Source organism: Oceanicaulis sp., assembly GCF_965284345.1.
Taxonomy (GTDB): Bacteria; Pseudomonadota; Alphaproteobacteria; order Caulobacterales; family Maricaulaceae; genus Oceanicaulis; species Oceanicaulis alexandrii_A.
This window is the reverse complement of sequence record NZ_OZ260073.1, coordinates 912,788-939,192: the sequence shown is the minus strand read 5'-3', so window position 1 is coordinate 939,192 and position 26,405 is coordinate 912,788. Positions and strand designations below refer to the sequence as shown.

Sequence of the window (26,405 nt, the reverse complement as noted above, 5' to 3'; positions counted from 1 at the left end):
GCCTTATGGTGTGAGCGATGAGCGCTTCGATTCGCATATTGGGCATTGATCCGGGGCTGAACGCCACGGGCTGGGGGGTGATCGACCAGACGGGCTCTCGCCTGTCTCTGGTGGAGTATGGCGTCGTCAAAGCGCCGCCCAAAGCCCCGATGGCGGAGCGTCTGACCGTGATCTACAACGCCATCGAAGTGCTGGTTGAGACCTATCAGCCGCATGAAGCCGCCGTGGAGGATCAGTTCGTTCACGCCAGCGCCGTCAGCGCGCTCAAGCTGGGACAGGCGCGAGCCGCGGCCATGCTGGCCCCGGCGCGCGCCGGTCTGGTGGTCGGCGAATACGCGCCCAAGCTTGTGAAGAAATCTGTGGTGGGCACAGGCTCCGCCGAAAAAGCGCAAGTGGCGGCGATGATCGCGATCTTGCTGCCCGGCTCAAAGGCGGATGCGGACGCGGCGGATGCGCTGGCGGTTGCGGTCTGCCACGCTCATCACAGAACCGCTATGAAAGGACTGGCGTCGTGATTGGAAAGCTCAAGGGCGTCGTGGACTGTGTTGGCGAGGAAGAAGCCGTCATTGACGTCAATGGCGTCGGATATCTGGTCAGCGCCGGATCGCGCACCCTCGCACGGCTTGAGCCGGGCCAGCCCGTCTCGCTGCATATCGAGACCCATGTGCGCGAGGACCAGTTCAAACTCTTTGGTTTCTTGAGCGATTCAGAGCGCGCCTGGTTCGTCCGCCTGCAATCGGTGCAGGGCGTGGGCGCGAAGCATGCCCTCGCGATGCTGGACGCCATTGATGTGGGCGAGATCGAAAGCTCTGCGATCCTGGGCGATCCCATGCCGTTTGAACGCGCCAAAGGCGTCGGCAAGAAGCTCGCCCAACGCATTGCCACGGAGCTGAAAGACAAGGCGCCGCCGCTGGGCCGATCACTGGGCGCTGGCGCGGCCGGGCTTGCCGCCGCTTTGGCCCCTGCGGGCGCGGATGCGCCAGCCACCGCATCGTCTCGCACGGACAACGCCATGCGCGAAAGCGCCGTCTCCGCGCTTGTGAATCTGGGCTATGCGGAAAGCGATGCGCGCAAGGCCGCCGCGGAAGCCTTGCGTCAGCTCGGCGATGATGCGACCGAAGGGCTGGTGATCAAATCGGCCCTGAAGGAGCTGGCGCGTTGAGCGAGCCGGAAGAGCGCATCATCTCTGCAGACGCCAATCCCGGTGATGGCCGGGACAAGGCCTTGCGTCCCCTCTCATTTGAGGACTTCGTCGGTCAGCCCGCCGCCATCGCCAATCTGAAAGTTTTCACCCAGGCCGCCGGACGGCGCGGCGAAGCGCTGGACCATGTCCTGCTGTCCGGCCCGCCGGGCCTGGGCAAGACCACCCTTGCGCAAATCGTAGCGAAAGAGCTGGGCGTGAATTTCCGCGCCACCTCCGGCCCGGTGATCGCCAAGGCGGGCGATCTGGCGGCCATCCTGACCAATCTTGAAGAACGCGACGTCCTGTTCATCGACGAGATTCACCGCCTTTTGCCCGCCGTTGAGGAGATCCTCTATCCGGCGATGGAGGATTTCTGCCTCGATCTGGTGATCGGGGAGGGGCCGAGCGCGCGCACCGTGCGCATTGACCTGCCGCCTTTCACCCTGGTGGGCGCCACGACGCGGGCGGGCCTTCTGGCGACGCCCTTGCGCGACCGTTTCGGCGTGCCCGTCAGGCTTGAGTTTTATTCGGTTGATGAGTTGTCGGGCATCGTCGCCCGCGCCGCCCGAAAGCTGGGCGCGCCGATGAGCGAGGATGGCGCGATCGAGATCGCCAAGCGCGCCCGCGGCACGCCGCGCGTCGCCGGGCGTCTCTTGCGCCGGGTGCGCGATTTCGCCGAGGAAGACGGCGTGCCGCAGATCGACGCCAAAGTCGCCGACGGCGCCTTGCGGCGGCTGGAAGTGGATGCGGTCGGGCTCGACAGTCTCGACCGGCGCTATCTGCGCGTTTTGATCGAAGGCTTTGGCGGCGGGCCTGCGGGCGTCGAGACGCTCGCGGCGGCCTGCGCGGAGGCCCGCGATGCGCTCGAAGACGTGGTCGAACCCTTCTTGATCCAACAAGGCTTCATCATGCGCACCCCGCGCGGCCGGGTGGCCGCCAAGCGCGCCTATGAGCATCTGGGCTTCACCATGCCGCGGCATTTGTCTGACGATCTGTTCGGGGAGGGCTGACGCCATGGCCGAACCTCATGCCGGCGTCTGGCTGGATGATAAGACGCACCAGCTCTCGGTCCGGGTCTATTATGAGGACACCGATTTCACCGGCGTCGTCTATTACGCCAATTATCTCAAATTTCTCGAACGCGGCCGCACGGATGCGCTCAGATGCGCGGGCGTCTCTCACACCGAAATCCTTAAACTTGATCCGCCGCTGGGCTTTGCGGTGCGCAAGATCAATCTCGACTATCTCAAGCCCGCCCGTATTGACGACGCGCTCACCATTGAGACGCGGTTCAAGACCGTCAAAGGCGCGCGTCTGGTGATCAGCCAACGTGTGATGTGCGCCGCAGAGGTGCTGGTCACCGCCGATGTTGAGGCGGCTTGCATCGACCTTGAGGGGCGGCCCCGGCGCTTGCCCAGGACGATGCTGGATCAGCTCCAGGGCTACGTAACCGGCTAAAAACCTCCCTGAATTCGCCGCAATCTGCGTCTTTTCTCAGCCTGTCACACTGTCAGGGGCGAGTACGGCTTGGCGTGACGCGTGCGTGCGGTTACACCTGCAGCCTGAGGGCGTTTCATTATGACGCATCCGCTTCGCCGGATGCGCGAGGGTCTAGCGGAGTTTCCATGGAAAGCGTTGCAGTTGAGCTGACGGGTCCGGCCACTGAACTGACCATCATGCACCTGTTCATGCGCGCCGACATCGTGGTGAAAGCGGTGATGGCGATCTTGGCGTTCATGTCGATCTGGTCCTGGGCCATCGCCATCGAGAAATGGCTGCAACTCAACAACGCCCATGCGGGCGCCTCTCGCTTTGAAAACGACTTCTGGTCGGGCGGGTCGCTGGATGAACTGGTCGCCAAATACGCCAAACCCGCCAAGGAGCCCTTCGGCCGGGTTCTGGCGGCGTCCATGCGCGACTGGGACGGGTATGCGGTCGCCAAAAGCGGCGGCGCAGAAGCCAATCGCGAACTGAGCAAGATGGAGAGCGGGCTGGGCGTTCTGGCCATCATCGGCTCGGCGGCGCCCTTCATCGGTCTGTTCGGCACGGTTTGGGGCATCATGAACGCCTTCCGCTCGATCGCCGCGTCCGAGAACACCTCTCTGGCCGTTGTGGCGCCGGGCATTTCTGAAGCCCTGTTCGCCACAGCTTTGGGCCTGCTGGCGGCGATCCCGGCCGTGATCTTCTTTAACGCCCTGTCGTCAAACCTCTCCAAATACGCCTCCCGCCTTGAAGGTCTCGTGGATGATCTGGCGGCGCTGGCGAGCCGGGGGAGCTGATTGATGGCTGGCGGTCTCGACACCGGCGGCGGCAATGGACGCCGCCGCTTCAAGCCCAACGCCGAAATCAATGTCACGCCCTTTGTGGACGTGATGCTGGTGCTGCTTATCGTGTTCATGATCTCCGCCCCGCTTTTGACCGTGGGGGTCGAGGTGGATCTGCCCGATACCGAAGCACGCGCCATGACCACCTCGGAAGAGCCCTTGACCCTGACCATCCAGTCAGACGGCACGCTCTATCTGATGGAGACCGAAGTGGCGTTTGATGAGCTGGCGCCGCGTCTTCAGGCGATCACTGGAGCCGGGTCTGAAGCGCGCATCTATATCCGCGCCGATGACGGCGCGCCCTATGGCGACGTCATGCGCGTGATGGCCCGGGTGTCAGCGTCGGGCTACACCAATATCGGGCTCGTCACCGAACCGATCCGGGAATAGGGAGGCCGGGCCATGCGTCAGGCCCTGGGGCTCATCCTGTCCCTGTTCGTTCATGCGGCGCTGGTCGCGAGCGCGCTGATCGCGTTTCCGCAATCACGCCGCCTGACCGAAGAGCTGATGGTCGTTCCGGTTGAGCTGGTGACGTTGGCGCGTGAGACGAATGTGCGCGCGGCGCGTCCCGAGCCCGAACCTGAACCCGAAATCGAGATTGAAACGCCCGCGCCTCAACCTGCGCCGGAGCCTGAGCCGGCGCCGCCTAAAGCCGAGCCGGAAATCATCCCGCCTGCGCCCCAGGACGAGCCTGAGCCGGAACCTGAACCCACGCCGCCAGAACCCGAACCTGAGCCTGAGCCGGAACCTACGCCGCCGGAACCGGAGCCCGAGCCGCAGCAGCCGTCTCTGGATCTCGGGGCCTTGTCTCAGCTGGTGGACCGGTCGCGGGAGAACGCTGCGCCGCAAGGCCGCGCTGAAGCGGGCGAGACCCGCAATCAGGTAGGGCCAGGAACGGCGATGACCGCCAGCCTGTCCGCCATGGCGGCGTCTCACATGAACCGTTGCATTCGCTCGAACGCGGATGCGCCGGCCAATATGGATCTTCGGATCTCCATGGAGATCCGGCTGGAGCGCAATGGCCGTCTGTCTGTTCCGCCACGCCTGATCGACGAAGCGCGTATCATGAATTCGCCCAATTCTTTCTTGAGAGTGGCGGGTGAACGGGCCTTGCGCGGCGCGATCGAATGCCAACCCTATCCTCTACCCCCCGAACACTACGCCCAATGGCGCGTGCTTCGGGTCAATGTCGACACGCAACGCAATCGCTGACCCCAGTCGTTCGAACCCGGGAGCTTCTCATGACCGCCCTGCGCCAACTCTTCGCTTCGATCTTCGCGCTGATCGTGATGGCCGCATCGGCTTTTGGACAAACACCCCTGGTGGTGGATGTGACCGAAGGCACGCTCGACCCGACCCCGATCGCTATTCCGGATTTTCTGGGCGCGGACAATCGCGAGGGGGAAATCGGCGCCGACATCTCTCGCGTGATCACCAACAACCTGCAGAGTTCTGGGCTGTTCGCGCCGGTCGAACCTGAGGCCTTCATTGAAGACATCACCGACATCAATCTGCGCCCCCGCTTTGGGGACTGGCGGGTGATCAATGCGTCGGCTTTGCTGGTGGGCGAGGTCAGCATCGACGAAAACGACCGCATGCTGGTCGCGTTCCGCCTGTGGGACGCGAACACCGAACAGCAGATGCAGGGGCTTCAGTTCGTCACCTCGCCAGATAACTGGCGCCGGATTGCGCACAAGGTGTCTGACGCTGTCTATCAGCGCATGACGGGAGAAAGCGGGTATTTCGACACCCGCATCGTTTATGTGTCTGAAGGCTACGGTCCCAATGACGAGCCGATCCGCCGCTTGGCGGTGATGGACCAGGATGGCGCGAACCCGTCCTTCCTGACCGACCGGTCCTATATGGCGCTGTTGCCGAACTATTCGCCGAGCGCCCAGCAGATCACTTACGTGTCGTTCCGCGACGGTCGGGCGACCAGCTATCTCTATGATCTTGAGACCGGACGCCAGGAAGCGCTGTTTGATTCCGGTCCCTCTTTGGCCAGCGAAGGCCAGTCCCTGTCTGCCCGGTTCCATCCCGAGGGCCGCGCGCTGGTGGTCTCCGCCGAGCGCCATAGCGGGCACGACCTGTTCCGCTTTGATCTGCGCTCGCGCACCTTGCGCCAGCTCACCACCCATCCGGCTGACGATGTGGAGCCGTCCTATGCGCCGGATGGCGAGCGGGTCGTGTTTTCCTCCTCGCGCGGCGGACAGTCTCAACTCTACGTAATGAACGCGGACGGGACCGACCCGCAGCGCATCAGCTTTGGCGAGGGCCGCTATACGACGCCGGTCTGGAGCCCGCGCGGCGACCTGATCGCTTTCACCAAACAGCGCAATGGCCAGTTCATGCTGGGCGTTGTGGCTGCGGACGGCTCGGGCGAAGAGCGCATTTTGTATGAAGGCTATTTCGTGGATACGCCCGCCTGGTCGCCCAATGGCCGAGTCTTGTTGTTCACACGAGGCGACAGAACGCGCGAGGGAACAACGTACTCGATCTGGAGCACGGACCTTGCGGGGTTCAACCTGCGCCGCCTGCCGACGCAGGGTCAGGCAAGCGACCCGGCCTGGTCGCCCTTGATCGACTGAGGTTTGCTCGGCTAAGGTCTTAACCGAGGTGCGCGTTTTGGGGTTTTTTGGGGTGTGAAGCGCGCCAATTCTGATAGCATCCACACCGATTTGCCTATGCGGATCGCCATAGGCTTGGAGAGGGACGACACCAATATGAAACGCCTGTCAATTCTTGCCGCCCTGGCGCTTAGCGCCACGCTGGCCGCCTGTGCTTCCCAACCGGAGCCGGTGGCTCCGATGCCTGAGCCTGAACCGCAGCCGGTCTATGAGCCTGCGCCTGAGCCGGCGGGTCCGACCCCGGGTTCGGTTGAAGACTTTGAAGTGAATGCGGGCGACCGTGTTTTCTTCGCTCTGGATCAGAGCACGCTGTCCAGCGAAGCGCGCGCGACCCTGCGTCGTCAGGCCGCCTGGCTGTCGTCCTATCCGGGCGCTCGCATCCTGGTCGCAGGCAATTGCGATGAACGCGGCACGCGTGAGTACAACCTGGCCCTGGGCGCACGCCGCGCCAATGCGGCCCGTGACTTCCTGGTCAGCCAGGGCGTCGACCCGTCGCGCATCTCCACCGTGTCCTACGGTAAAGAGCGTCCGGTCTGCCGCCAGTCCAATGAAAGCTGCTGGGCGACCAACCGGAACGCCATGACCATGATCCAGTCGGGCGCCGTGTCTTAGACCGGACCTGAAAAGGATTGATTGAAACGCCCGCAAGGTTCATCCTTGCGGGCGTTTTCTGCTTGAGGGGGCAGCCTAATGATTATCAGAGCATTTGTAGGACTTATCGTTGCGCCAGTGGCCGCTGTCGCTGCGCTGTATGGTCTCTCCATGGTGATGGAGCCGTCACCGGGTGTGTATGGCGCGCCTGCGGCTGAGCCGGTCGCCACTGAAGAACCGATGGGCGAGCCGCCGATCGCTCTCCCCTACGAAGAGGGCGGCGCTGCGGCCTTCCTGGCGGAGACCTTTGCCGGGACCGACGCCTACTGGCTCTGGGGCGTGGACAGCCGCGCGGACCTCGCCTCGTTTTCTGAACAGATCGCCCAACCCGGCTCTGGCGGTGAAGCGTCGTGTGCGCCCAGCCATGTGATGGTGCAATGCTCGCTGCAGCGGGCGGACGGCTATGGCTATACGTTCGCGCTCCAGCAATCGGCGGATGGTGGCTGGTCTGTGGTGGACGACGAAGTCCGACTGCTCGACAATTCCTGACTTCGCCTTGATTTCGCCGTTTGCTCGACGACACTAGCGCTCATAGCCCTGAGCCGCTTCACAGGACCGCTGCGCCATGATTCGTTCGCTTTTTTCCGCCCTGTCAGTTTTCTTGCTGATGACCGCCATGCTCACTCTTCCCGCCGAGGCGCAATCTCGCCGGGAGCTGGCGGCGCGCCTGGATGCGGTTGAGGCGCGATTGGCTGACGTCGAGGCGAGGGCGCTGCAAGGCGATCCGGTGGCGGAAACGCTGATGATGCGTGTGGATGATCTGGAACGTCAGCAGCGGGTTCAAACCGGCGAGATCGAACGTCTGAACTTTGAAAACCGCCGCATGCGCCAGGAACTCGAACAGCTTGGCGTCAATGTGGACCGGCTGTTGTCAGGCGGCGCGGCTTATGGCGCGGCAGGGGATGAAATGGGCGCCACGGGGGATCCTCTGTCTTTGGGCGGCCCGTCAGACCTCTTGTCCGCCGACGAAATTGATTCAAGCGATCCTTACGCACAAGCGCGTGCGTCCACCGTGCAGCCTTTGCGCGCGCCGACGCCCGGTCAAAGCGCACAAGCGCCGCGCGGGACGGGGCGCGAAAGCCTGTCGCAAAGCGCGGCTTTGCCCCAGTTGAATGCGGATATCACTGAGCTGGACGCGCCGCCGGAAGCCGTCATGGATGCCGACACCTTGTTCCAAACCGCGAACGCTCGCCTTCTCGACGGCGATTTTGGCGGTGCTCGGGAATTGCTGCGGGAGTTCACCCAGACCTATCCCGAAGACGCCAAAGTCGGCCAGGCCTGGTATTGGCTGGGGGAAACCCATTTCATCAATGGTGACTTCCAGGATGCGGCGGACGCGTATATCGCCGCCTTGCAGGCGGATCGTCAGGGCGCCCGAGCGCCCGACGCCCTGGTCCGGTTGGGGGCGTCGCTGGCGGCTTTGGGCGAAACCAGTCGCGCGTGCCAGGTGCTGGCCACCTTCGCGTCCGAGTTCCCGCGCGCCGGTGAGGACGCGCGCCGCAAGGCGCAACGTGAGACCGCACGGATTGGCTGCCGATAGGGGGCGAGGTGTCTGAAGCGCTGGCGCTTGGGTTTTCCGGCGGCGGAGATTCCACCGCTCTGCTCCATGCCTTGCGGGCCGCGTTTCCCGATCTCACGCTGCACGCTTTGATCGTTGATCATCAGCTGCGACCCGAAAGCGCGGTCGAGGCGGCTGATAGCGCAGACTACGCTCGATTCTTGGGGGCTGAACCGCATATCCTGCGATGGACAGCGCCGAGGAAGAACCAGGCCGCCGCGCGTCTGGCGCGCCATCGCCTGTTGGCGGGCGCGTGCGAAGGGCTGGGGGTCGATCTCTTATGCCTGGGCCATACGCTGGACGACCGGATCGAAACCCTGCGCATGCGGGCGAAACGTGAGGGCGGTTGGCGGACCTTGACCGGCATGACCCGGTTTGACGCCTCTCCGGTCTGGCCCGAAGGGCGGGCCTTGACGGTGGCGCGCCCGTGTCTCGATTTGAGGCGCGCGGAGCTGCGTGACTATCTCAAAGGCTTTGAGGCGCGCTGGATTGAAGACCCCTCGAACGAAGACGCCCAGTCTGAGCGTGTTCAGTTGCGCCAGAAGGCGTATCCGCCCGGCGGGCCGGCTGAGCATGGCCTGTTGAGTCTGTCAGACCAGAGTGTGGATGCAGAGCGCCTGTTGCGCAGCGCAGCCTGGCGACTGGTGGAGCGGGCTGTGAGCTGGACGCCCTGGGGCGGGGCGCGACTGAATGCGGACATGTTTTCACTGGCGGCCAAACCCATGGCGCTGCGCGCGATGGAAGCGGTCATGCTGGCGGTATCCGGCGAGGCGCGGACGCCGACACCTGACGGGGTGGAGGCCTGTCTGAAGGCGCTCGAAGCGCGAGAGGCGCATACGCAATCGGGTGTTCTTCTGACCACTGACGGCGTGATGGGGCGGGATCCTGGCGCCGTGCTCGGCCGGGCGGACGGCGGTGCGGAGCCAGTGGTCCTGGAGCTGCAAGCGGGTGAGGTCGGCCTGTTTGATGGCCGCTTTGAAGTCCGGGCGGAGACGGCACGCCGGGTTGAAGCCTTGGGAGAGCGGTCGCCGCCGGAGGATGTTTCACTCGCGGATGTGCCGCCTGCGCTTCGTCAATCGTTAACACTGATCACGACTTGCAATAGCGCTGAAGGAGGCGAAATCGTGCAGTTGGCCTTTGGCGACACAGACACTTGGTCGCTGCTTTGCATGATACGCTTGCGGCGCTGGCTGCTTCCTTGCGACGCGCCGGCATGGTTTGATGGGGACAAATCTGCGTTGCATATACGCGCCGCACTGGCAAAAACGGTCTGACGCCCCAATATCAGACGTAACATTTTGATGACCGCCTCAGATGCGCGCCCGACACGATGGCGGCGCGGACAAGGACACTGACGATGAATATGCGCAATATGCTGGTTTGGGCGATCTTGCTGGTGCTGCTGCTGGCGCTGTTCAACATGCTCCAGGGCCCCAGCCAATCGGCGCCCTCCAACGAGATCAACTATTCCCAGTTCATGAACCAGGTCGAAAGCGGTCAGGTCAGCTCCGTCACCATTCAGGGTGACACGATCACTGGCCAGACCACGGGCGGCGCCACCTTCCGCACAACCATTCCGGCCGACGCCAATGTGACGGCGGTGCTGCGCTCTGCGGATGTGGACATCACCGCTCAACAACCCAGCGAAGGCGGCATCAGCCCGCTGGGCATTCTGATCAACTGGTTCCCGATGCTGCTCCTGATCGGCGTGTGGATCTTCTTCATGCGTCAGATGCAGGGCGGCGGCCGCGGCGCCATGGGCTTTGGCAAGTCCAAGGCGAAGCTTCTGACCGAGAAAACGGGCCGCGTCACCTTTGACGATGTGGCTGGCATTGATGAAGCCAAGGAAGAGCTTGAGGAGATCGTCGAATTCCTCAAAGACCCCTCCAAATTCCAGCGACTGGGCGGCAAGATACCCAAAGGCGCCTTGCTGATCGGTCCTCCGGGCACGGGTAAAACGCTCACCGCGCGCGCTGTCGCCGGCGAAGCGGGCGTACCCTTCTTCACCATTTCGGGTTCGGATTTCGTTGAAATGTTCGTCGGCGTCGGCGCATCTCGTGTGCGCGACATGTTCGAGCAGGCCAAGAAGAACGCGCCCTGCATCATCTTCATCGACGAGATTGATGCTGTGGGTCGTTCGCGCGGCGCGGGCCTTGGCGGCGGCAATGACGAACGCGAACAGACGCTCAACCAGCTGCTGGTGGAGATGGATGGCTTTGAAGCCAATGAAGGCATCATTCTGATCGCGGCGACGAACCGTCCGGACGTTCTGGATCCGGCGCTTTTGCGTCCTGGCCGCTTTGACCGTCAGGTGATGGTGCCCAACCCCGACATCACGGGCCGTGAGAAAATCCTCAAAGTGCATATGCGTGAGGTGCCGCTGGCCGACGATGTGGAGCCCAAGGTCATTGCACGCGGTACGCCGGGTTTCTCTGGCGCGGACCTGGCGAATCTTGTGAACGAGGCGGCGCTCCTGGCCGCACGCCGCAACAAGCGTGTGGTTTCGATGGCGGAGTTCGAAGACTCCAAGGACAAGGTCATGATGGGGCCTGAGCGCCGTACCATGGTCATGACCGAGAAAGAGCGCACGCTCACCGCCTATCACGAATCCGGTCACGCCATCGTGGCGCTGAACGTCCCGGCGGCGGACCCGGTTCACAAAGCCACCATCATTCCGCGCGGACGCGCGCTGGGCATGGTCATGCAGCTGCCCGAGGGCGACAAGCTGTCGATGACCCATCAGGAAATGACGTCGCGTCTGGCGATCATGATGGGTGGCCGCGTTGCGGAAGAGCTGAAATTCGGCAAGGAGAACGTCACCTCCGGCGCCGCCAGCGACATCAAGCAGGCCACCCGTCTGGCTCGCGCCATGGTCACCCAATGGGGCTTCTCTGAAGAGATCGGCCCGGTGGATTATGGCGAGGACCAGGGCGATGTCTTCCTGGGTCAGCAATTGATGCAGTCGTCTAAAATTTCAGCCGAAACCTCCGCCAAGATCGAACAAGAGGTCAAGGCTCTGGTGGAAGGCGGTCTCAAAGAGGCCCGCCGCATCCTGACCGAAAAAGGCGACGATTGGGTCGCTCTGTCCGAAGGGCTTCTGGAATACGAAACCCTGTCCGGTGATGAGATTGTTGAGCTCTTGAAGGGCAATAAACCTCATCGCGACACGGAAGTGCCGCCCAAGACGGATGGCGGTTCGCCGCCCTCTGGCGCGGTGCCGGTCATCGAAGATGACGAGGATGAAGCGCCGAGCACGGGTAATGGGCTTGAGCCCAAGCCCGGCGGCGCCTGATAGCGCCTTTGCATTCAGACGATCAAACGGCCGCTCCCTCAGGAGCGGCCGTTTTTATGTCAGTGCGCGTCAGTGAGCATTTTGATCAAATGATCAAGCGTGGTGGGATCCAGAAAGGTTCGCCCGCTTTCCAGCGCCATCGCCTCGATCGCGCACGTTGGATCGGCGAACCAGGATGTCCCGGCTTCATGGTCTTGCATGACCTGTCCCTTGACGCACAGCCAGGTCCGGGCGGACGCATCATGTTCGATGCGTATGCCGCGATAGCCGAGCCGTGTAGGCGGGGTCCATTCCGGGCCGGTAGGCAATCCCTCAAGCGCCTTGAGCAAACGGGTCGCCAGCTCGCCCGACACAAGCCATTCAGGATCACGTCGACCGGAATAGATCTGTAGGGTCACACGAAGGGTCATTGAACCGGCCTAGCTGATCACCACGCCGGAATTGGTGATCATGTAACTGCAGAACTGGGTGTAGTCGCCGCGGTCACAGGTGGCGGGATCGGTGATCTGGGCGCCGGTATTGTCAGTGTTGATCACCGGGGTTGAGCCCGGCTTGTGCGACCAGCAGCCATTTGAGTCCTGACGATACCAGTGAAAATCAGTGTCCGGCCAGATCACCAGCGCCACATACCAGCCTGGCGTGTCCTCAGAAAAGTTCGCTGAGGCGACGAGTCCGTCCGAGACTGCGCTGGGCTGAACCCCGCCGCAACTCATAGCGGTGATGGGCGTGCCAGAGGCGCGGCCGGGTTGAGCGAAGGTATTGGTGGCCTGGTTGTTGGCGTAATTATAGCAATTATTGTTCGCCAGACGGACAGCGTTGTTATTCCACCAATCAGGATCATAAACGGGCGCGTTCTGGCCCTTGCAGTCAGGGCAGTCGACTTGCGGCAGGGCGGTGATCAAGGGACGCTCATACGCGTGAGCAAGGGCGTTCTGCACCGTCGGGCTCAGCTCCAGATGCTTGAGCGCCAGCGTGATCAGTTCCTGCTCAAGCTCGGGTGCGCCCGCCAGGGTCAGGCCCAGTGCGCTCGCGGCGCCCAGTGCGTCCTGGCTCATGGCGTCCATGTCTGATCCTGGCTCAAGAGGCAGGAGCGTAAACCCCTGATATCCGAGCCCGCGGCTGGCGTTCGGGCTGGCGGGCCCAACCTCGAGCGCCCGTTTGAACAGGGATATCGCCTCGGTTTCTGACAAGGTGAAGCGCGGATTGGGGCGGCCGGAGAAGATATTCAGTTGCACGGACAGGCTCATGGGATCCTCCCTTGATGAAGAGCGCCACAAGTATGCCTGAGAGAAAAATACAACCTATGAGTTTATGTGGCGACACTGTCGCTCAATCCAGATCAGCCCTGCATGCTTGCTCATGCAGGGCTGATGGAGCAGGACGGGTGATCAGCGCGCGATGCGCACGCCATCCGCCTCGTCAAGCGCAGCCGTGACGCCCCAGCCGCCAAAGGTTTCGGAGACTGCGAAGGTCAGGGTGTTCTCGCCCTCTCGCAGGTTCAGCGGAACGGCCACATGCCGGGTGATGGTGCCCAGATAGCGATAGTCGCGGCTGCGCCAGTTATTATTGCCGACAAACAGACGTTCGCCATTCAAGAACACCTGAACCCGGTCGGAATAGCCAAACCGGACCAGCGCTGTGCGGGGGCCGTCAGCGCGCAGTGTCGTCTCAGCGAAGACCGTATCGCCTTCGGAATGGCGGGTAACGCTCGCCAGATTGGCGATCTCGTTATAGGCCACGTCGAGCGCGGTCCAGTGATCGCGCGAGGCGTGCAGGCTTTCAAAGTTCTGGTCGGCGAGTTGGGCTTCGCTGAACGGCGCGGAGACGCGCCAGGTGCGTACTAAATTCGCTGTTGGCTCCATCATCGGGCGCTCAGGCGCCCCGGTGATCTCAGGATTGGGCTCGGGCGTGACGCGCACATTGCGTACATAGCCCGACGCCACGCCATTGGGCGCCAATTGCCAGAAGCCGACCCAGCCCGCGCCCTCTTCGCGCTGCAGGTCGGGAATGTGATGGATCAGCTCTCCGTCCATAAAGATGTCGGCTTGATCCTCGGCGACGACCACGCGCACATCCATCCAGCGGTTCAGACCATGATTGACCTGGCTGATGGCGTCCGGATCTGAAAAAATCTGCCAACCTGTCACGCCGTCATAAGCGGGCGTGTACTGCACAGAGTCTGGCATATTGTTGAGATGGTGACGGAAATAGAACTTCTCCCAATCGCCCACGCCCTGACCGCGCCACAGAACGCCGGTATGCCCCGGAGATCCGCTGATCGCCATTTCAAAGCGGATCTCGCCGGTTTCAAACTGGGATCCGTCCATCCAGATCACGCCATCGCGAAAATTAAGGGCGTCGCGACCCAGAAATTCTGAGCGTTCGGCCAGTTCAGCTTCGATCCGCCAGCTTTCGCCTTCAAACTCAAGCATGTCTTGCGCCAGTGCGGGCGCGCTTAGCGCCGCACACAGGGCGGCGGCGGTCATCAACAGTTTCATCACATTGCTCCTGCCATAAGGGAATATGGCTGGAGACTGGTCCTAAAGCGCTGGCGCGGTCTTGAAGATTTCGGACTCTACGGATCTTTCCGCATGGAGCGCGGTCGGCGTGAGCCCGGTCAGCGCTTTCAGGGATCGGCTGAGATGGGCTTGATCGCTATAACCGCTGGTTAGCGCGATGTCCGCCCAGTTCGGGCGAGCGCTCTGGTCGGCGCGCTCAATCGCCGCCAGCGCCCGGATCTGACCTGCGAGCGCTTTCGGCCCGACGCCCAGCCGTCCGGTCATGCAGCGATGAAGATGACGCTCGCTCACCCCGGCGCGCTCGGCGAGGGCATTGGCGCGGACGCGACCTTTCGTAGCGCGCAACAGGCGCGCGGCCCAGATGGCCAGCCTGTCTTGGTGACGGGACGGTTCTGTCAGGGGCTGTCGCAGGCGCCGGAAATCGCTCTGGGGGAGGATGGCGTCGGTCAATTCGTCAGGGCGTACGCCGAACAGGCACAGCGCATGTTCGGGCAGGATAAACATGCCTTCCAGCACGGAGCCCGGCGGCGGCGCGTAGAGCCGAGGGGTGCGGATAGGGCCAAAAACCCAGTGCGACTGGTCCAGAATTTCGCCAGTCGGCGCGAACAGGCTTTCGGTCACAAGGCTCAGCCGGCTTTCGGGCAGCACTCTGTGCGGCGCTGAGGCGGGCAGGAAACCTGCATCATATCGCCACTCATGACTGCCGCGTTCGGCGCGGGATCGCGCTTCGCTATAAGGGCCCAGCCGAGTGATGAAGTGCGCCGTCATAAGTCACCGGATACCGGTCAGACCCTGACGGCGCAAATCGCAATCGTGTGATCAGGCGCTTAGTTGCCAGCGCCAGCAGACGGCGCGCCCGCCATGCGGGTTTGCACCGCAGACAGGTTGGACGCCAGCACGGCGTTGTTCGGCGCCAACGCCAGCGCGGTTTCACAGGCCTGAGCCGCTTCGGCGGTCTGGCCCAGCTGATGCAAGGCGATACAGGCGTTCGCATGGGCGGCGGCCCGCACGCTGGTGCGCGATCCGCTGTCCAACGCGGCGCGGCTGAAGTGCAGCGCGGTCGCCCAGTCGCCCTGGTTGAGGGCGCGGACGGAGCCGCGAATATCGGAATCGGCCACACGGACCGGGGTGAAATCCTGGACCGGCGCGCCGGTCAGTTGCAGGGCGAGAATTGCAGTTGCAAACACGGACATATAAGCCTCCATTCAGTGATGCAGCGAATATGGCGCACCGCAGCATATGTACAATTGACTGAAACTGCATAATCGGTATTCATAGTTGAATGGATAACTGGTCAGACTACTATCTCGCCCTCTCCGTCTACGAAGCGGGCAGTCACGCCGCCGCCGGTCGTGTGCTGGGGCTCAGCCAGCCTACGGTCAGTCGCCGGATGCGAGCGTTGGAAACCCATCTGGGCGGCGCCTTGTTTGAACGTCGGGGGGATGTCCTGACGCCGACAGCGCTAGGCCGGTCCGTGCTGGATCACGCCCGCAACATGCAAGACGAGGCCGCCGCGATCGAGCGTGCCGCGCGCAGCGGGAATGAGCGGATCGAAGGGCGGGTGACCGTAGCCGCCAGCGACGGCGTCGGCGCAGACTGGCTGCCAGGCGCGCTGACGCCCTTGCTCCAAGCGCACCCTGACCTGTCCGTCGAACTCAAGATCGGCTTTGAACCGGCCAATCTGGCGGGCGGCGACGCCGATATCGCCTTGCGTTGGGGCCAGCCCGGGCCGCAGCATAGTCTTCTGGCCCGCCGTGCGGCGGAAGTGGGCAGCGGCATGTACGCCTCGGAATGCTATCTGGAACGTCATGGCGCGCCGCAAACACTTGATGACGTCGCCGATCACGTGGCGGTGGGCTGGGCGGCGCCGATCGCCTTTCAATGGCCGCGGACGCCCATTGGCGACGAGCTCAAACCCCGTCGCGACGTCATGGTCGCGACCCATCCCAGCGCCCATCTGGAGGGGTTGCGCAATGGTCTGGGCCTCGGGGTGACCTCGCACAGACTAGCGCGGGTCAGCCCTGGGCTTGTACGCATCCTGCCTGATTTCGAGGTCTTGCTGGATTTGTGGCTGGTCGCCCATGGCGCGGTGCGGCGCTCGCGCGCGCAAGCCACCGTGCTTGATCATATCGCTGAAGCCCTGCGCGCAGACCGTGAGCATTTCCGGAATGGCGAACTGTCGCGGTATTCCAAGGCGTCGAGCCGTCCATGCTAGCCTTCCCGATCCGTCCGCACAGCGATGGTCGGCCGCAGGTCATGGGCATCGTCAATGTGACGCCTGACAGCTTTTCAGACGGTGGACGGCACGCCAGCACACAGGCGGCTCGCGATCATGGGCTGGCTTTGCTGGAGGCGGGCGCAGATTGCCTCGATGTCGGTGGGGAGAGCACCCGGCCGGGCGCTGACCCCGTCTCTGAAAGCGAAGAGCTGGACCGTGTCGCGCCTGTGATCGAGGCGATCCTGGCGGAACGCCCGCACACGCCGATCTCGATTGATACGATGAAGCCAAGCGTGGCGCGCGCCGCCGTGCATGCTGGCGCGAGCCTGTGGAATGACGTCAACGCTCTGCGCGCCGACACCGCGCCTGAAACCGCCATGGAGCTGGGGGTGCCGGTGTGCCTGATGCATATGCAGGGCGAGCCGCGCACCATGCAGGCGGCGCCGCACTATGACGACGTGGTCAATGACGTGGCGCGCTATTTGGGACAGCGCGCCGGCGTTTTGCTCGCCACCGGTTTTGACCGCAATCTGATCGTGCTTGATCCCGGTATCGGCTTCGGCAAAACGCTGGAACACAATCTCCAGCTTATGGCCTCGCTGGAGCATTTCGTCTCGCTGGGGCTGCCGGTTCTGTTCGGCGCCTCGCGCAAACGCTTCATCCAGGCGATTGACGATCCGGCGGTGGACGCAATGGATCGGCTGGGCGGCTCGATCGCCGTCGCGCTGCACGCCGCCCGGGCCGGCTGCGCCATCGTGCGGGTCCATGACGTGCGCGAGACGGTGCAGGCGCTCAAGGTGCAGGCGGCGGTTTTGAACGCCGGGGCCTAGGCCCAGCCCAAAGCCTGACGCATCGCTTTGACGCCCATGATCTGTTCGCTGTTACGCCAGTCCGCGTCGGGCTGCAGGCCGGCGTCGACCAGCAACATGGCGCAAGTGAGGTGCTCATCACGGGCGCCGCGGGGCGGCTCAAGCCAGCCTTGCACGGCCCATCCCAGCGGGGTCGCGCTGTACTGGGCGTCGCGCAGATAGATATAGACGCCATGGTCCATCAGGCGTTTCACGAGGTCGGCCATGCCCATGATCGCGGCCCAGTGCAGGGCGGTGGCGCCGAACAGGCCGCGCGGATCGGGATTGGCGCCCTTGTCGAGCAGGCGATGGGCGATGGACGGGCAGGACAGGCTGATGGCGCTGATCAGCAGAGTGTCGCCATTGCCCGGATGGACAGCGTCCAGATCTGCGCCCGCCGAGATCAAGGCGTTGGCGAAAGCCAGCCCTTGCTGTTCAGTCAGGCGTGCATCAAACACCCGGTCGCAAATGGCATGAAGAGGGTGAGGCGTATGGCGCCCGTCATTGACCGGCGCATTGGTCAAATGCGGCAAGCGCCCGAGCAAATGGCTCAGGGCGCTTGCGTCTTGGGTTTCAAGGCACTCAATCAGGCTCGACATGGATCAAGCCTGCCGCACCGCGGCAGGCTTGTCCTGTCCATAGCGTGACCGCTTGGTAAGCTAGCTGTCAGTTTTGCGCTTGATGCGCTTTAACGGGCGATCGCCGCCTTCAGCTTTCTTGAACGCGGGCTTGCCGCCCTCGGCTTTTTTGAAGCCGGGCTTGGCGCCGGGGCCTTTCTTGAAGCCGCCGGGTTTGGCGGCTTGGGGCTTGTCGCCATCCCGCTTTTTGAACGGCGGCTTGCCTTTCGGCGCCCAGTCGCGCTTGGGGCGCGTGTCTTCAGCAGAGCCGCCAAAGAAATCATCGTCATCATGACGCTTGGCGGCGCGTTCGTTTTTGCCGGGACGCGGCGCGCGCTTGGGTTTGCTACGGTCGCGATCGCCGCCGCGCGGGCCTTTGTTGAAGTCCGGCGCTGCGGTCTCAAACGGTTCGTCGCCCGCCAGTGACACCCGCACATTCTTGTCGGTTTCACGCGGCTGGTTCATCGCCTGCTTGAAGCCTTCGATCTTGTCTTCGGCGATCTGGAAGCGGGTCGCGGAATCACCAATCTTGATCGCGCCGATATCATTGCCGGCGACGCCGCCAACACGGCAGATCAGCGGCAAAAGCCAACGCGGCTCAGCGCGCTGCTTGCGGCCCAGATCAATCTCGAACCATTGGCCTTCGTCAAAGTCTTCGCGGCCACGGCGCGGACCCCGATCGGCGCGCTCTTCACGCTGGCGCTCGGGCGGCGTGCCCGACAGCTCTTCCGGCGCCGGCATGCGGCGTTCAAGCTCGGCCAGGAAGCCGGCCGCCAGTTTTTCAGCGCCAAACTGTTCGATCAGGGCGCGGATCTCTTCGATCCGGTCTTCATCCACATCATTGGCCAGCGCCGGATGTTCGGCCAGCCGTTCGCGGTCCTTCTCACGGACATCGTCCGCATCGGGCGCGTTCACCCATTGCGCTTCCACCTTGGCGTCGCGCAGCAAGCGAATGATGCGGCCTTTGCGGGAGCTGGCGACCACGAACACGCTGGTGCCTTTGGACCCGGCCCGGCCGGTCCGGCCAGAGCGGTGCAGCAGGCTTTCGGCGTTGGTCGGCGGTTCGGCGTGAACCACCAAGTCCAGACCCGGAAGGTCGATGCCGCGGGCGGCCACGTCGGTGGCGACGCAGACATTCGCCCGGCCGTCGCGCAGCGCTTGCAGCGCCTTGGTGCGTTCAGCCTGGGTCAGCTCGCCCGACAGCGCCACTGCGTGAAAGCCGCGATTATGCAGCTTGGCGGCCAGACGGTTCACTTCATCACGGCGGGCGCAGAACACCAGCGCGCGGGGCGCTGAATGATAGCGCAGCACATTGATGACGGCGTTCTCGCGGTCATGACCGGATACGGTGTGCGCCACATAGCTGATGTCGGCGTGCTGTCCGGTGGCGCTGAGTTTGGAGATGCGTAGGGCGTCGCGCTGATAGGTCTCGGCGATGCGGGCGATCTCTTTGGAGACCGTGGCCGAGAACAACAGGGTGCGGCGCTCTTCCGGCGCAGAACCAAGGATGAACTCGAGGTCCTCGCGGAAGCCGAAATCGAGCATTTCATCGGCTTCATCCAGCGCGATGGCGCGGATATTGGACAGGTCCAGCGCCTTGCGCTCGATATGGTCGCGCAAACGGCCCGGCGTGCCCACCACGATATGGGCGCCGCGATCGAGAACCCGGCGCTCGGTGCGGGCGTCAAGACCGCCCACGGCGCTGGCGAGACGGGCGCCGGCGTTGGCGTACAGCCAGTCGAGCTCGCGTTGAACCTGCAAGGCCAGCTCACGGGTCGGGGCGATGATCAGAGCCAGCGGCGCGCCCGCTTGCGGCAGACGGTCTTCACCGGCCAGCAGCGTCTCGGCCATGGCCAGACCAAAGGCGACGGTTTTGCCAGAGCCCGTCTGGGCGGAGACCAGAAGGTCGCGGCCCACAGCCTCGTCGGTCAGAACCGCGGACTGGACTTCGGTCAGGGCGTCATAGCCCTTCGTCTCCAGCGCTGAGACCAGCGCTGAAGGAATGGTGGTGGGGAACTTCATATGTACCTCGCAAAGGACGTGAGCCTCACAATCCCTTGCTTGAGGCCAGCCCTGAAAACCTGATCGCGCGGAGTGCCCCGGCGCGACTGAGCGGCGGCTGATAGCAGGCCTCGCACCGAAAAGATACGAAAAACCTGCATCAGCCCCGAAATGGCCTTGATTGGGCCTAGCCCTCCGCCAGCGCTGCGAGGCGCGCATAAACGCCTTCGCCCTGAGCGGCCAGCTCGTCATGCGTGCCTTGTTCGACCACGCGGCCCTTGTCAAACACGAGAATGCGGTCCGCATCCCGAATGGTTGAAAGCCGGTGGGCGATGACGATGGCGGTCTTGCCTTGGGTCACATCCGCCATGGCCTCCTGCACATCGCGTTCGGTTTCATTGTCGAGCGCGCTGGTGGCTTCATCAAAGATCAGGATCGGCGCATCGGCGAGCACAGCGCGCGCGATGGCGATGCGCTGGCGTTCGCCGCCCGACAGCTTCACCCCGCGCTCACCCACCAGCGTGTCATAGCCTTTGGGCAAGGTGACGATGAAGTCATGGGCGCGGGCGCGTTTCGCAGCGTCCACGATCTGCTCGTCGGTGGCCTCCGGGCAGGCATAGGCGATGTTTTCCGCAATAGTGCGGTGAAACAGGGCCGGGTCCTGAGGCACCAGCGCGATGGAGCTGCGCAAGCTCGATTGCGCCACCGTGCGCACATCCTGACCATCGATGATGATGGCGCCGTCATCCACATCGTGAAAACGCTGGACCAGCTTGACGAAACTGGACTTGCCTGACCCGGTCGGGCCGACCAGCGCCACGCGCTCGCCGGCCGGAATGGTCAGGGAGAAATCTTCGTATAGCGGCGTGTCCTGTCCCTGATAGGTGAAGCGGACATCCTTGAAGACCACTTCGCCCCGTCCGGGTTTGAAATCGGGCGCGCCGGGCAGATCTGCGATCTGGGCGTCGGTCTGGGCGAAGGCGGCGAGGTCCTGGATCTCGTCCAGACCGCGCTGGACGTTTTGCACTTCTTCGCCGAACCGGCGCATATAGCCCGCCATCATCAAGAAGGCGGTGATGCCGAACACCACGTCGCCCGCCGTCGCCTCGCCTTGCGTCCACAACTGCAGCAACAGGCCCGCCAGCCCCGCCTGCAGCATGATGACGGCGGTCATCTGGATCAGCCAGGCGTTGGTGAAGCGCAGCCAGGTCTTTTTCGCTGCGGCGCGCCAACCCCGGGCCAGGGTATGAAACCGGCTGTCCTCACGTGCTTCCGCGCCAAAGCTTTTCACCGTGGCGACGCCGGAGATCACGTCCGCGATCGCGCCGCCGAGCTCTGAATCCTTGGCGTTCGAGATGACGTTCTGCGGGCGGATGTAATAGGTGGAGACCATCACCGTCAGCACGATGAAGGTGAAGGTCACCGCCAGCGCATAAAGGCCCACGATGGGCCAGTGCAGCAGCATGTAAACGCCCAGCGCCACCATCACGCCGATCGACGGGATCATCGAGAACCATAGCGTGGCCGTGATGGTGTCATACGCCCACATGCCGCGGGTGATTTTGCGCACCACCGCGCCAGCGAAGGCGTTGGCATGCCAGTCCGCGCTGAAGCGCTGGACCTTGGCGAAGGCCTCGGACGTCATGTCCGCCATGTTGGCGCTGGAGAACGGGATCTCACACCGCACCATGATCTGGCGGGCGGCGTTCACCAGCACGGCCAGGCCGACGAATACGATCAGCGCCATCCAGTGCGTATCGCCGGACGGGTCGGCGTTGGCGCTGCTGATGGAATCTATGAGCTGGCCGGCGGCCACGGGAATAAAGACGTCCGCCAAAGTGGCGAGCGCAGAGAAGCCCACAACCAAGCCGAACAGCCAGGGGCGACGCGCCCATTGCCGGGCGACAAAGCGAAGCACGTCAAAATTGGAAAGCACCCGCGTGCTGGCGGTGTCCTCGTCTTCAAAATCGTTGAAATCGGTCATCTCGGTCCTGCATGCGTACGAGTCGTCATCAGCTGGAATCCAGCGATGGGCGATACGTACGATCTGTAAAGCTGCGGAAGAGGCGAGGGATTTAGCGTTCGGGCCAGACGCGATGCGCGCCAAGGTCCACATTTGCTGCGACGCTCACCACCTGGGTTTCACCAGGCCGCCGCTGCTTTCAAGATCGTGACACGGATCCAAGAACTCCTTCTGGACAGAGACATCTGTCGGGTGAGGTTGCTTAGATCACCCCATGATTGAAAACCAGAGTGAAGTTGGGGAGGCGTTGCGAATAAGATCCAGTGTGACTGTTTGAGCACGATCTGTGCGCTTGCACGCGCTCGCCTCACCGACTAGCTCACACCTGACAGTGAGGGAGCACAGCCATGACCGACGAAACCGAGATCGAAGCGGGCGAGTTTGAAAACCCGAAGGGCCGCGTCTTGATCATCGCCGGGTCTGACAGCTCGGGCGGCGCGGGCGTTCAGGCCGACATCAAGACGGTGACGGCGCTGGGCGGATACGCCTCGACGGCGATCACAGCGGTGACGGTTCAGAACACCAAGGGCGTGTCCGGCGTGCATCCCATTCCTGATGACGTGATCGTCGCCCAGATGGGCGCCGTGTTGTCTGATATTGGCGCTGACGCGATCAAGACTGGCATGCTGGGGTCTGTCAGCACGATTGACGCACTGATCAAGGCGCTTGATGAGGGCGGCACGGTCGGTCTGCCGTTGATCGTCGACCCGGTCATGGTGGCGAGCTCGGGCGATTCCCTGGTCAGTGAAGACACCGCCGAAGCGATCCGCACCTTGTTGTTGCCGCGCGCCAGCCTGATCACGCCCAATGCGCCGGAAGCCGCCGTTCTGGCGGGCGGGACGATTGAGGATATGGATGACCAGCGCGCCGCCGCTGACGAATTGCTGGAGATGGGCGCCAAGGCGGTGCTGATCAAAGGCGGCCATCTGGAAGGCTCTCAGATCATCGATCTGTTGGCGACGCGCAATGGCGTGCGCCTGTTCACGCGCCCGCGCATACATACGCGCCATACCCACGGCACCGGCTGTACGCTGGCGAGCGCGATCGCCGCCTTGATGGCGCAAGGGCAGGGCCTTGATCGCGCCGTCGAGATGGCGGGCGATTATCTGTATGAAGCGATCCGACGCGCCCCCGGTTTTGGCGAGGGCCATGGCCCGGTCCAGCACGGCTGGACGGTCAATGCGTCAGAATTCGCTCACGCGCCGGTCCGGGGCGAATAGGGTTTGGGTTTGCGCCGCGCCACATAGACGCCCAGCAAGATCACGCATAGGGCGATCAGGGTGGTCAGCGTCATCTCTTCGCCGCGCAGCACGCCGATGATCGCGGCCACCACCGGCACCATATAATTGATCAGTGCGATAAAGGCCGCGCCCACTTTGCGGGCGATGGTCATGTAGACGATTGTGGCGAGCGCGGTCGGCAGCAGGCCGAGCGCTATGACAGCCAGGATCGAGGGCAGGCTGGGGCTGATCGGCGGCCCGGCGACAAGGTCATAGATCGCAACCGGAAGCGACAGCACCGCCGCGCAGATCATCGAACCCGCCGCGATCACGCTGGGCGGCGTCTCCGGCGCGGCCTGATACATCACGGCGTTGGCGGCGTAGCACAGCGTGGCGATGAAGATCAGGAGCTGGGCGAGGAAATCCACTTCCAGCATGCCCTTGAGCGCCGCCGGTCCCATCAAGATCACAATGCCGGAAAATCCGATCACAAAGCCCAAACCCTTGCGCGCCGTCAGGCGCTCGTTGGGCAGCAGGAAATGTGCGGCGGCGATCACGGTCAGCGGCATCATGCCCATCAAGATGCCGGCGATGCCGGACGGCACGGTCTTCTGACCGATGGCGATCAGGAGGAAGGGCAGGGCGTTGCCCGCCAGGCCCAGGCCGAAAAACCATAGCCAGCGCACATCGCGTAAAGGCGGAAACCGGCGCCGGCGATAAAACACCCAAGCGGTCAGAACGACGGCCGCCAGGGTCAAACGGCTCAGCACGATGATAGAGGGCGGCAAGGTGTCGACGGCGACCGCGATGAAGGCGAACGCACCACCCCACAGCAGCGCCAGAAGGCCGAGCGCGCCCCATCCTTTTACGCCGGGGTCTTCGCGCGTCATCCCAATATGGCTTTCAGCGCTTGGACCAGACGGTCCACATCCTGTTCGGTGTTATAGATATGGGCGCTGATCCGCAGGCGCGGGCCGCGCTGGGAGGCATGGATATCATGTTCGCGCAGTCGCGTTGCGATGTCTGCGGGGGCGGTGTCAGGAAGGCTCAGGGACAGATAATGCGCCGCCTGATCAGGGATGTCCGCGTGAAGCCCCAGGGGCCGGACGCCGTCCTTGATGCGGGCGCTTGTCGCTGCGCATTGGCGTGCGATCTCAGCGACGCCCAGTCCATTGATCAGTTTGAGGCTTTCAAGCGCGGCGGGCAGCAATTGATGATTGGCGCGCTCGCCCATGTCAAACCGTCGCGCGCCAGCGTCATAGGTGTCGCGATAATCGATCAGCCGGGTGAAATCCTGGGCGTCACTGCGGTTGATCCAGTTTTGCTCAAGCGGAACGCCGCCTTGATGGCGCGGCGCCACGTACAGATACCCGGTCGCATAGGGGCTGAGCAGCCATTTATAGGCGGCGGCGACAGCGAAATCAGGATCAACGGCTTTCACGTCGAACGCCATCACGCCCAGCGACTGGGTGAGGTCCAGCACCAACGCCGCGCCCTGCGCCTTGGCGGCTTTGGACACCGCTTCGAGATCAATCCGGCCGCCATCAATCCAGTGCAGCGCCCCGCAAGCCACAAGCCGGGTGCGCGGCGAAAGCATTGCGAGCAACGCCTGGGTCCAGGTCTCATGTTCGGTGCGTGTGGCGGTCTTGATCACCGCGCCGGTCTGCTGCGCCAGCGCCCGCCAGGTGTAGACGTTGGAGGGAAACTGCCCGTCCAGAATGACAATCTCGTCGCCTGGCTTGAGGTCGAGATTGCGCGCGGCGGTCGCCAGGCCGTAAGAGGCGGCGGGGACCAGGGCGATGTCATCGGCCGACGCGTTGAACAGCCGTGCGGCTTCGCCCCTGACGCTTTCAGGCAGATCGAAGAATAGCTGGTTCGTGGTGTGTCGCCAGGGGCGCAGCTTGTCACGGAACGCAGCCTGCCCCGCCTCCGCCGCGCGGATCGGCAAGGGCCCGACCTGAGCGGCGTTGAAGTAAGCAGTGTCAGCGGGCAGATCGAACAAGGCGCGATAATCGGTCATGGCATTTGCGCTACGGCGTGTACGGAACGTGGTCAAGTCAGGATTTTTCCTGGCCTTGTACAATTGACCGCATGTGCAGCACGGCCTACCGGTGGAGCCCTGTCGATAACAAAGCTGAGGTCATCGTGTCATGACGGTTCTCAAACCCACCAGCCGCCCCAATGATGCTCGCTTCTCTTGCGGGCCCACCAAGAAGCGTCCGGGTTGGGAACTCTCTGCACTCGCCGCGGCGCCTTTGGGCCGTACTCACCGCGGCGGCACGCCCAAGGCGCGTCTGGCTGAAGCGATTGAGCGCACCGGCGCGATCCTGGAAATCCCTGACGACTACAAGGTGGTGATCACCCCGGCGTCTGATACGGGCGCGATGGAAGGCGCCATGTGGTCCATGCTGGGCGCGCGCGGCGTGGACGTGCTGGCGTGCGACGAGTTTGGCGGCCGCTGGCTGATTGATGCGCGCGACGAGCTTAAGCCCGAAGGGCTGACGATCCATCACGCGCCCTATGGCCAGGCGCCCGATTATTCCAAGGTCGACTTTAAGAACGACGTCGTCTTCACCTGGAACGCCACGGCGGCGGGTGTGCGCGTCACCGATGGCGACTGGATCAAGGACGATCGCGAGGGTCTGACCATCTGCGACGCCACCTCGGCCGCCTTCGCCATGGGCCTGCCCTGGGACAAGCTGGATGTGACCACGTTCAGCTGGCAAAAATGCATGGGCGGCGAAGCCCAGCACGGCATCGCCATTTTCAGTCCGCGCGCGCGCCAGCGCCTGCGTGAGTTCCGGCCGAGCTGGCCAGTGCCGCGTCTGCTGCAATTGTTTGAAGCGGGTGAGGAAACGGCGGCGATCTATGAAGGCTCCACCATCAACACGCCCTCGCTTTTATGCACCGAGGATTATCTCGATGCGCTGAAATGGGCGGCGAAAGAGGGCGGCGTGTCCGCGCTGATCGCTCGGACCCAGGCCAATTTCGACGCTCTGGCGTCCTGGGTCGAAAAGACCGACTGGATCGATTTTCTGGCCCAGGACCCAGCGACGCGCTCCACGACCTCTGTCACGCTGAAATTCTCCGGCAAAGAGCTGGAAGGCAAGTCCGAGGCGGAGCGTTGGGCGGTGTCGCGCCGTATGGGCGTGCTGCTGGATCGCGAAGAAGCGGCGTTCGATGTCATTCCGCATCCCAAGGCGCCCGCTGGCCTGCGCATCTGGTGTGGCCCGACAGTGGACGCTGATGATCTCGTGGCGCTCGGCCCCTGGCTGGATTGGGCGTATCAAGAAGCCCTCGCCAACCCGGCGGACTAGGCTTGCC

The 26,405-nt window shown here is 63.5% G+C and carries 27 protein-coding genes; 17 read left to right on the top strand and 10 right to left on the bottom strand.

The genetic code is table 11. From position 1 onward, the window contains the following. Positions 1-17: 17 nt before the first annotated feature. From ruvC to ftsH, 13 genes are all read left to right on the top strand, one after another. Positions 18-515: a crossover junction endodeoxyribonuclease RuvC gene (gene ruvC / locus ACQ66J_RS04720; protein ID WP_375548234.1), complete on the top strand. Its 498-nt coding sequence runs from the start codon at positions 18-20 to the stop codon at positions 513-515. Further along, a complete protein-coding gene (gene ruvA / locus ACQ66J_RS04715; protein WP_375548235.1) occupies positions 512-1,162 on the top strand; it encodes a Holliday junction branch migration protein RuvA in 651 nt (216 codons plus the stop codon). Before ruvC ends, ruvA begins: the two co-directional genes overlap by 4 nt. Then, the gene (gene ruvB, locus ACQ66J_RS04710) at positions 1,159-2,193 is read left to right on the top strand and encodes a Holliday junction branch migration DNA helicase RuvB (RefSeq protein WP_430430683.1); all 1,035 of its coding nucleotides are present in this window, start codon (positions 1,159-1,161) and stop codon (positions 2,191-2,193) included. The genes ruvA and ruvB overlap by 4 nt, the downstream gene beginning before the upstream one ends. Positions 2,194-2,197: 4 nt before the next feature. Next, positions 2,198-2,641 (top strand): tol-pal system-associated acyl-CoA thioesterase, encoded by a 444-nt coding sequence (gene ybgC / locus ACQ66J_RS04705; protein WP_430430682.1) that lies wholly within the window; start codon positions 2,198-2,200, stop codon positions 2,639-2,641. Between the two features lie 167 nt (positions 2,642-2,808). Then, positions 2,809-3,462 carry a MotA/TolQ/ExbB proton channel family protein gene (locus ACQ66J_RS04700; protein ID WP_022700402.1) on the top strand — a complete coding sequence of 218 codons (654 nt, stop codon included), beginning with the start codon at positions 2,809-2,811 and terminating at the stop codon, positions 3,460-3,462. 3 nt (positions 3,463-3,465) lie between these two features. Beyond that, entirely contained in the window at positions 3,466-3,897 is a 432-nt protein-coding gene (locus tag ACQ66J_RS04695; RefSeq protein WP_022700401.1) for an ExbD/TolR family protein, read from the top strand. Positions 3,898-3,909: 12 nt separating this feature from the next. After that, positions 3,910-4,719, top strand: a complete 810-nt coding sequence (locus ACQ66J_RS04690) for a hypothetical protein (protein WP_430430681.1) — start codon at positions 3,910-3,912, stop codon at positions 4,717-4,719. Positions 4,720-4,748: 29 nt separating this feature from the next. Next, on the top strand, positions 4,749-6,095 hold the full coding sequence (tolB, locus tag ACQ66J_RS04685; protein ID WP_430430680.1) for a Tol-Pal system beta propeller repeat protein TolB: 1,347 nt from the start codon (positions 4,749-4,751) through the stop codon (positions 6,093-6,095). A 135-nt stretch (positions 6,096-6,230) separates the two neighbouring features. Continuing rightward, the gene (pal, locus tag ACQ66J_RS04680; RefSeq protein WP_375548242.1) at positions 6,231-6,746 is read left to right on the top strand and encodes a peptidoglycan-associated lipoprotein Pal; all 516 of its coding nucleotides are present in this window, start codon (positions 6,231-6,233) and stop codon (positions 6,744-6,746) included. A 117-nt stretch (positions 6,747-6,863) separates the two neighbouring features. Continuing rightward, complete coding sequence (locus tag ACQ66J_RS04675) at positions 6,864-7,274, top strand: hypothetical protein (RefSeq protein WP_430430679.1); 411 nt, start codon at positions 6,864-6,866, stop codon at positions 7,272-7,274. 76 nt (positions 7,275-7,350) lie between these two features. Continuing rightward, a complete protein-coding gene (gene ybgF / locus ACQ66J_RS04670) occupies positions 7,351-8,325 on the top strand; it encodes a tol-pal system protein YbgF (protein ID WP_430430678.1) in 975 nt (324 codons plus the stop codon). Positions 8,326-8,333: 8 nt separating this feature from the next. After that, positions 8,334-9,617, top strand: coding sequence for a tRNA lysidine(34) synthetase TilS (gene tilS / locus ACQ66J_RS04665; RefSeq protein ID WP_430430677.1), 1,284 nt, complete (start codon positions 8,334-8,336; stop codon positions 9,615-9,617). A 77-nt stretch (positions 9,618-9,694) separates the two neighbouring features. Then, positions 9,695-11,635 carry an ATP-dependent zinc metalloprotease FtsH gene (gene ftsH / locus ACQ66J_RS04660; protein ID WP_430432227.1) on the top strand — a complete coding sequence of 647 codons (1,941 nt, stop codon included), beginning with the start codon at positions 9,695-9,697 and terminating at the stop codon, positions 11,633-11,635. 59 nt (positions 11,636-11,694) lie between these two features. Here the strand turns inward: ftsH and ACQ66J_RS04655 are convergent, their stop codons facing one another. The 5 genes from ACQ66J_RS04655 to ACQ66J_RS04635 form a co-directional block, all read right to left on the bottom strand. Continuing rightward, positions 11,695-12,045: a hypothetical protein gene (locus tag ACQ66J_RS04655; protein ID WP_430430676.1), complete on the bottom strand. Its 351-nt coding sequence runs from the start codon at positions 12,043-12,045 to the stop codon at positions 11,695-11,697. A gap of 9 nt (positions 12,046-12,054) precedes the next feature. Continuing rightward, positions 12,055-12,882 carry a hypothetical protein gene (locus tag ACQ66J_RS04650; protein WP_430430675.1) on the bottom strand — a complete coding sequence of 276 codons (828 nt, stop codon included), beginning with the start codon at positions 12,880-12,882 and terminating at the stop codon, positions 12,055-12,057. Positions 12,883-13,023: 141 nt separating this feature from the next. Continuing rightward, a complete protein-coding gene (locus ACQ66J_RS04645; protein WP_430430674.1) occupies positions 13,024-14,133 on the bottom strand; it encodes a hypothetical protein in 1,110 nt (369 codons plus the stop codon). A gap of 42 nt (positions 14,134-14,175) precedes the next feature. Further along, entirely contained in the window at positions 14,176-14,922 is a 747-nt protein-coding gene (locus tag ACQ66J_RS04640; protein WP_430430673.1) for a helix-turn-helix domain-containing protein, read from the bottom strand. Positions 14,923-14,981: 59 nt separating this feature from the next. Continuing rightward, positions 14,982-15,347: a hypothetical protein gene (locus ACQ66J_RS04635; RefSeq protein ID WP_375548250.1), complete on the bottom strand. Its 366-nt coding sequence runs from the start codon at positions 15,345-15,347 to the stop codon at positions 14,982-14,984. Between the two features lie 89 nt (positions 15,348-15,436). Between ACQ66J_RS04635 and ACQ66J_RS04630 the strand changes: the two genes are divergently transcribed. After that, positions 15,437-16,369 carry a LysR family transcriptional regulator gene (locus tag ACQ66J_RS04630; RefSeq protein WP_430430672.1) on the top strand — a complete coding sequence of 311 codons (933 nt, stop codon included), beginning with the start codon at positions 15,437-15,439 and terminating at the stop codon, positions 16,367-16,369. Beyond that, positions 16,363-17,202 carry a dihydropteroate synthase gene (folP, locus tag ACQ66J_RS04625; RefSeq protein ID WP_430430671.1) on the top strand — a complete coding sequence of 280 codons (840 nt, stop codon included), beginning with the start codon at positions 16,363-16,365 and terminating at the stop codon, positions 17,200-17,202. The genes ACQ66J_RS04630 and folP overlap by 7 nt, the downstream gene beginning before the upstream one ends. Here the strand turns inward: folP and ACQ66J_RS04620 are convergent. The 3 genes from ACQ66J_RS04620 to ACQ66J_RS04610 all read right to left on the bottom strand — a co-directional run bounded on the left by ACQ66J_RS04620 (position 17,199) and on the right by ACQ66J_RS04610 (position 21,822). Continuing rightward, on the bottom strand, positions 17,199-17,819 hold the full coding sequence (locus ACQ66J_RS04620) for an ankyrin repeat domain-containing protein (RefSeq protein WP_430430670.1): 621 nt from the start codon (positions 17,817-17,819) through the stop codon (positions 17,199-17,201). The two genes, folP and ACQ66J_RS04620, sit on opposite strands and share 4 nt — an antisense overlap. Before the next feature lie 60 nt (positions 17,820-17,879). Beyond that, positions 17,880-19,859 (bottom strand): DEAD/DEAH box helicase, encoded by a 1,980-nt coding sequence (locus tag ACQ66J_RS04615; RefSeq protein ID WP_430430669.1) that lies wholly within the window; start codon positions 19,857-19,859, stop codon positions 17,880-17,882. Positions 19,860-20,025: 166 nt separating this feature from the next. Beyond that, positions 20,026-21,822: an ABC transporter ATP-binding protein gene (locus ACQ66J_RS04610; protein ID WP_430430668.1), complete on the bottom strand. Its 1,797-nt coding sequence runs from the start codon at positions 21,820-21,822 to the stop codon at positions 20,026-20,028. 386 nt (positions 21,823-22,208) lie between these two features. Here ACQ66J_RS04610 and thiD point away from each other — a divergent pair, with 386 nt between their 5' ends. Continuing rightward, positions 22,209-23,081: a bifunctional hydroxymethylpyrimidine kinase/phosphomethylpyrimidine kinase gene (gene thiD, locus ACQ66J_RS04605; protein WP_430430667.1), complete on the top strand. Its 873-nt coding sequence runs from the start codon at positions 22,209-22,211 to the stop codon at positions 23,079-23,081. On the opposite strand, the gene ACQ66J_RS04600 is transcribed toward thiD, so the two are convergent. Continuing rightward, positions 23,057-23,971, bottom strand: a complete 915-nt coding sequence (locus ACQ66J_RS04600) for a DMT family transporter (protein ID WP_430430666.1) — start codon at positions 23,969-23,971, stop codon at positions 23,057-23,059. The two genes, thiD and ACQ66J_RS04600, sit on opposite strands and share 25 nt — an antisense overlap. Then, positions 23,968-25,101 (bottom strand): aminotransferase class V-fold PLP-dependent enzyme, encoded by a 1,134-nt coding sequence (locus tag ACQ66J_RS04595; RefSeq protein ID WP_430430665.1) that lies wholly within the window; start codon positions 25,099-25,101, stop codon positions 23,968-23,970. Before ACQ66J_RS04595 ends, ACQ66J_RS04600 begins: the two co-directional genes overlap by 4 nt. 130 nt (positions 25,102-25,231) lie before the next feature. On the opposite strand from ACQ66J_RS04595, the gene ACQ66J_RS04590 reads away from it, so the two are divergent. Then, complete coding sequence (locus ACQ66J_RS04590; RefSeq protein ID WP_375548259.1) at positions 25,232-26,398, top strand: phosphoserine transaminase; 1,167 nt, start codon at positions 25,232-25,234, stop codon at positions 26,396-26,398. The last annotated feature ends 7 nt before the right edge of the window (positions 26,399-26,405 follow it).

Bases quoted from the DNA above. Each gene is read 5' to 3' on its own strand.
- ACQ66J_RS04600 (WP_430430666.1), bottom strand. From the start codon at position 23,971: ATGACGCGCGAAGACCCCGGCGTAAAAGGATGGGGCGCGCTCGGCCTT.
- pal (WP_375548242.1), top strand. From the start codon at position 6,231: ATGAAACGCCTGTCAATTCTTGCCGCCCTGGCGCTTAGCGCCACGCTG.
- ACQ66J_RS04695 (WP_022700401.1), top strand. From the start codon at position 3,466: ATGGCTGGCGGTCTCGACACCGGCGGCGGCAATGGACGCCGCCGCTTC.
- ybgC (WP_430430682.1), top strand. From the start codon at position 2,198: ATGGCCGAACCTCATGCCGGCGTCTGGCTGGATGATAAGACGCACCAG.
- ACQ66J_RS04590 (WP_375548259.1), top strand. From the start codon at position 25,232: ATGACGGTTCTCAAACCCACCAGCCGCCCCAATGATGCTCGCTTCTCT.
- ACQ66J_RS04635 (WP_375548250.1), bottom strand. From the start codon at position 15,347: ATGTCCGTGTTTGCAACTGCAATTCTCGCCCTGCAACTGACCGGCGCG.
- folP (WP_430430671.1), top strand. From the start codon at position 16,363: ATGCTAGCCTTCCCGATCCGTCCGCACAGCGATGGTCGGCCGCAGGTC.
- ruvC (WP_375548234.1), top strand. From the start codon at position 18: ATGAGCGCTTCGATTCGCATATTGGGCATTGATCCGGGGCTGAACGCC.
- ACQ66J_RS04655 (WP_430430676.1), bottom strand. From the start codon at position 12,045: ATGACCCTTCGTGTGACCCTACAGATCTATTCCGGTCGACGTGATCCT.
- tolB (WP_430430680.1), top strand. From the start codon at position 4,749: ATGACCGCCCTGCGCCAACTCTTCGCTTCGATCTTCGCGCTGATCGTG.
- thiD (WP_430430667.1), top strand. From the start codon at position 22,209: ATGACCGACGAAACCGAGATCGAAGCGGGCGAGTTTGAAAACCCGAAG.
- ACQ66J_RS04645 (WP_430430674.1), bottom strand. From the start codon at position 14,133: ATGAAACTGTTGATGACCGCCGCCGCCCTGTGTGCGGCGCTAAGCGCG.
- ACQ66J_RS04620 (WP_430430670.1), bottom strand. From the start codon at position 17,819: ATGTCGAGCCTGATTGAGTGCCTTGAAACCCAAGACGCAAGCGCCCTG.
- ACQ66J_RS04690 (WP_430430681.1), top strand. From the start codon at position 3,910: ATGCGTCAGGCCCTGGGGCTCATCCTGTCCCTGTTCGTTCATGCGGCG.
- ACQ66J_RS04650 (WP_430430675.1), bottom strand. From the start codon at position 12,882: ATGAGCCTGTCCGTGCAACTGAATATCTTCTCCGGCCGCCCCAATCCG.
- ybgF (WP_430430678.1), top strand. From the start codon at position 7,351: ATGATTCGTTCGCTTTTTTCCGCCCTGTCAGTTTTCTTGCTGATGACC.
- ACQ66J_RS04610 (WP_430430668.1), bottom strand. From the start codon at position 21,822: ATGACCGATTTCAACGATTTTGAAGACGAGGACACCGCCAGCACGCGG.
- ACQ66J_RS04630 (WP_430430672.1), top strand. From the start codon at position 15,437: ATGGATAACTGGTCAGACTACTATCTCGCCCTCTCCGTCTACGAAGCG.
- ACQ66J_RS04640 (WP_430430673.1), bottom strand. From the start codon at position 14,922: ATGACGGCGCACTTCATCACTCGGCTGGGCCCTTATAGCGAAGCGCGA.
- ACQ66J_RS04615 (WP_430430669.1), bottom strand. From the start codon at position 19,859: ATGAAGTTCCCCACCACCATTCCTTCAGCGCTGGTCTCAGCGCTGGAG.
- ACQ66J_RS04595 (WP_430430665.1), bottom strand. From the start codon at position 25,101: ATGACCGATTATCGCGCCTTGTTCGATCTGCCCGCTGACACTGCTTAC.
- ACQ66J_RS04700 (WP_022700402.1), top strand. From the start codon at position 2,809: ATGGAAAGCGTTGCAGTTGAGCTGACGGGTCCGGCCACTGAACTGACC.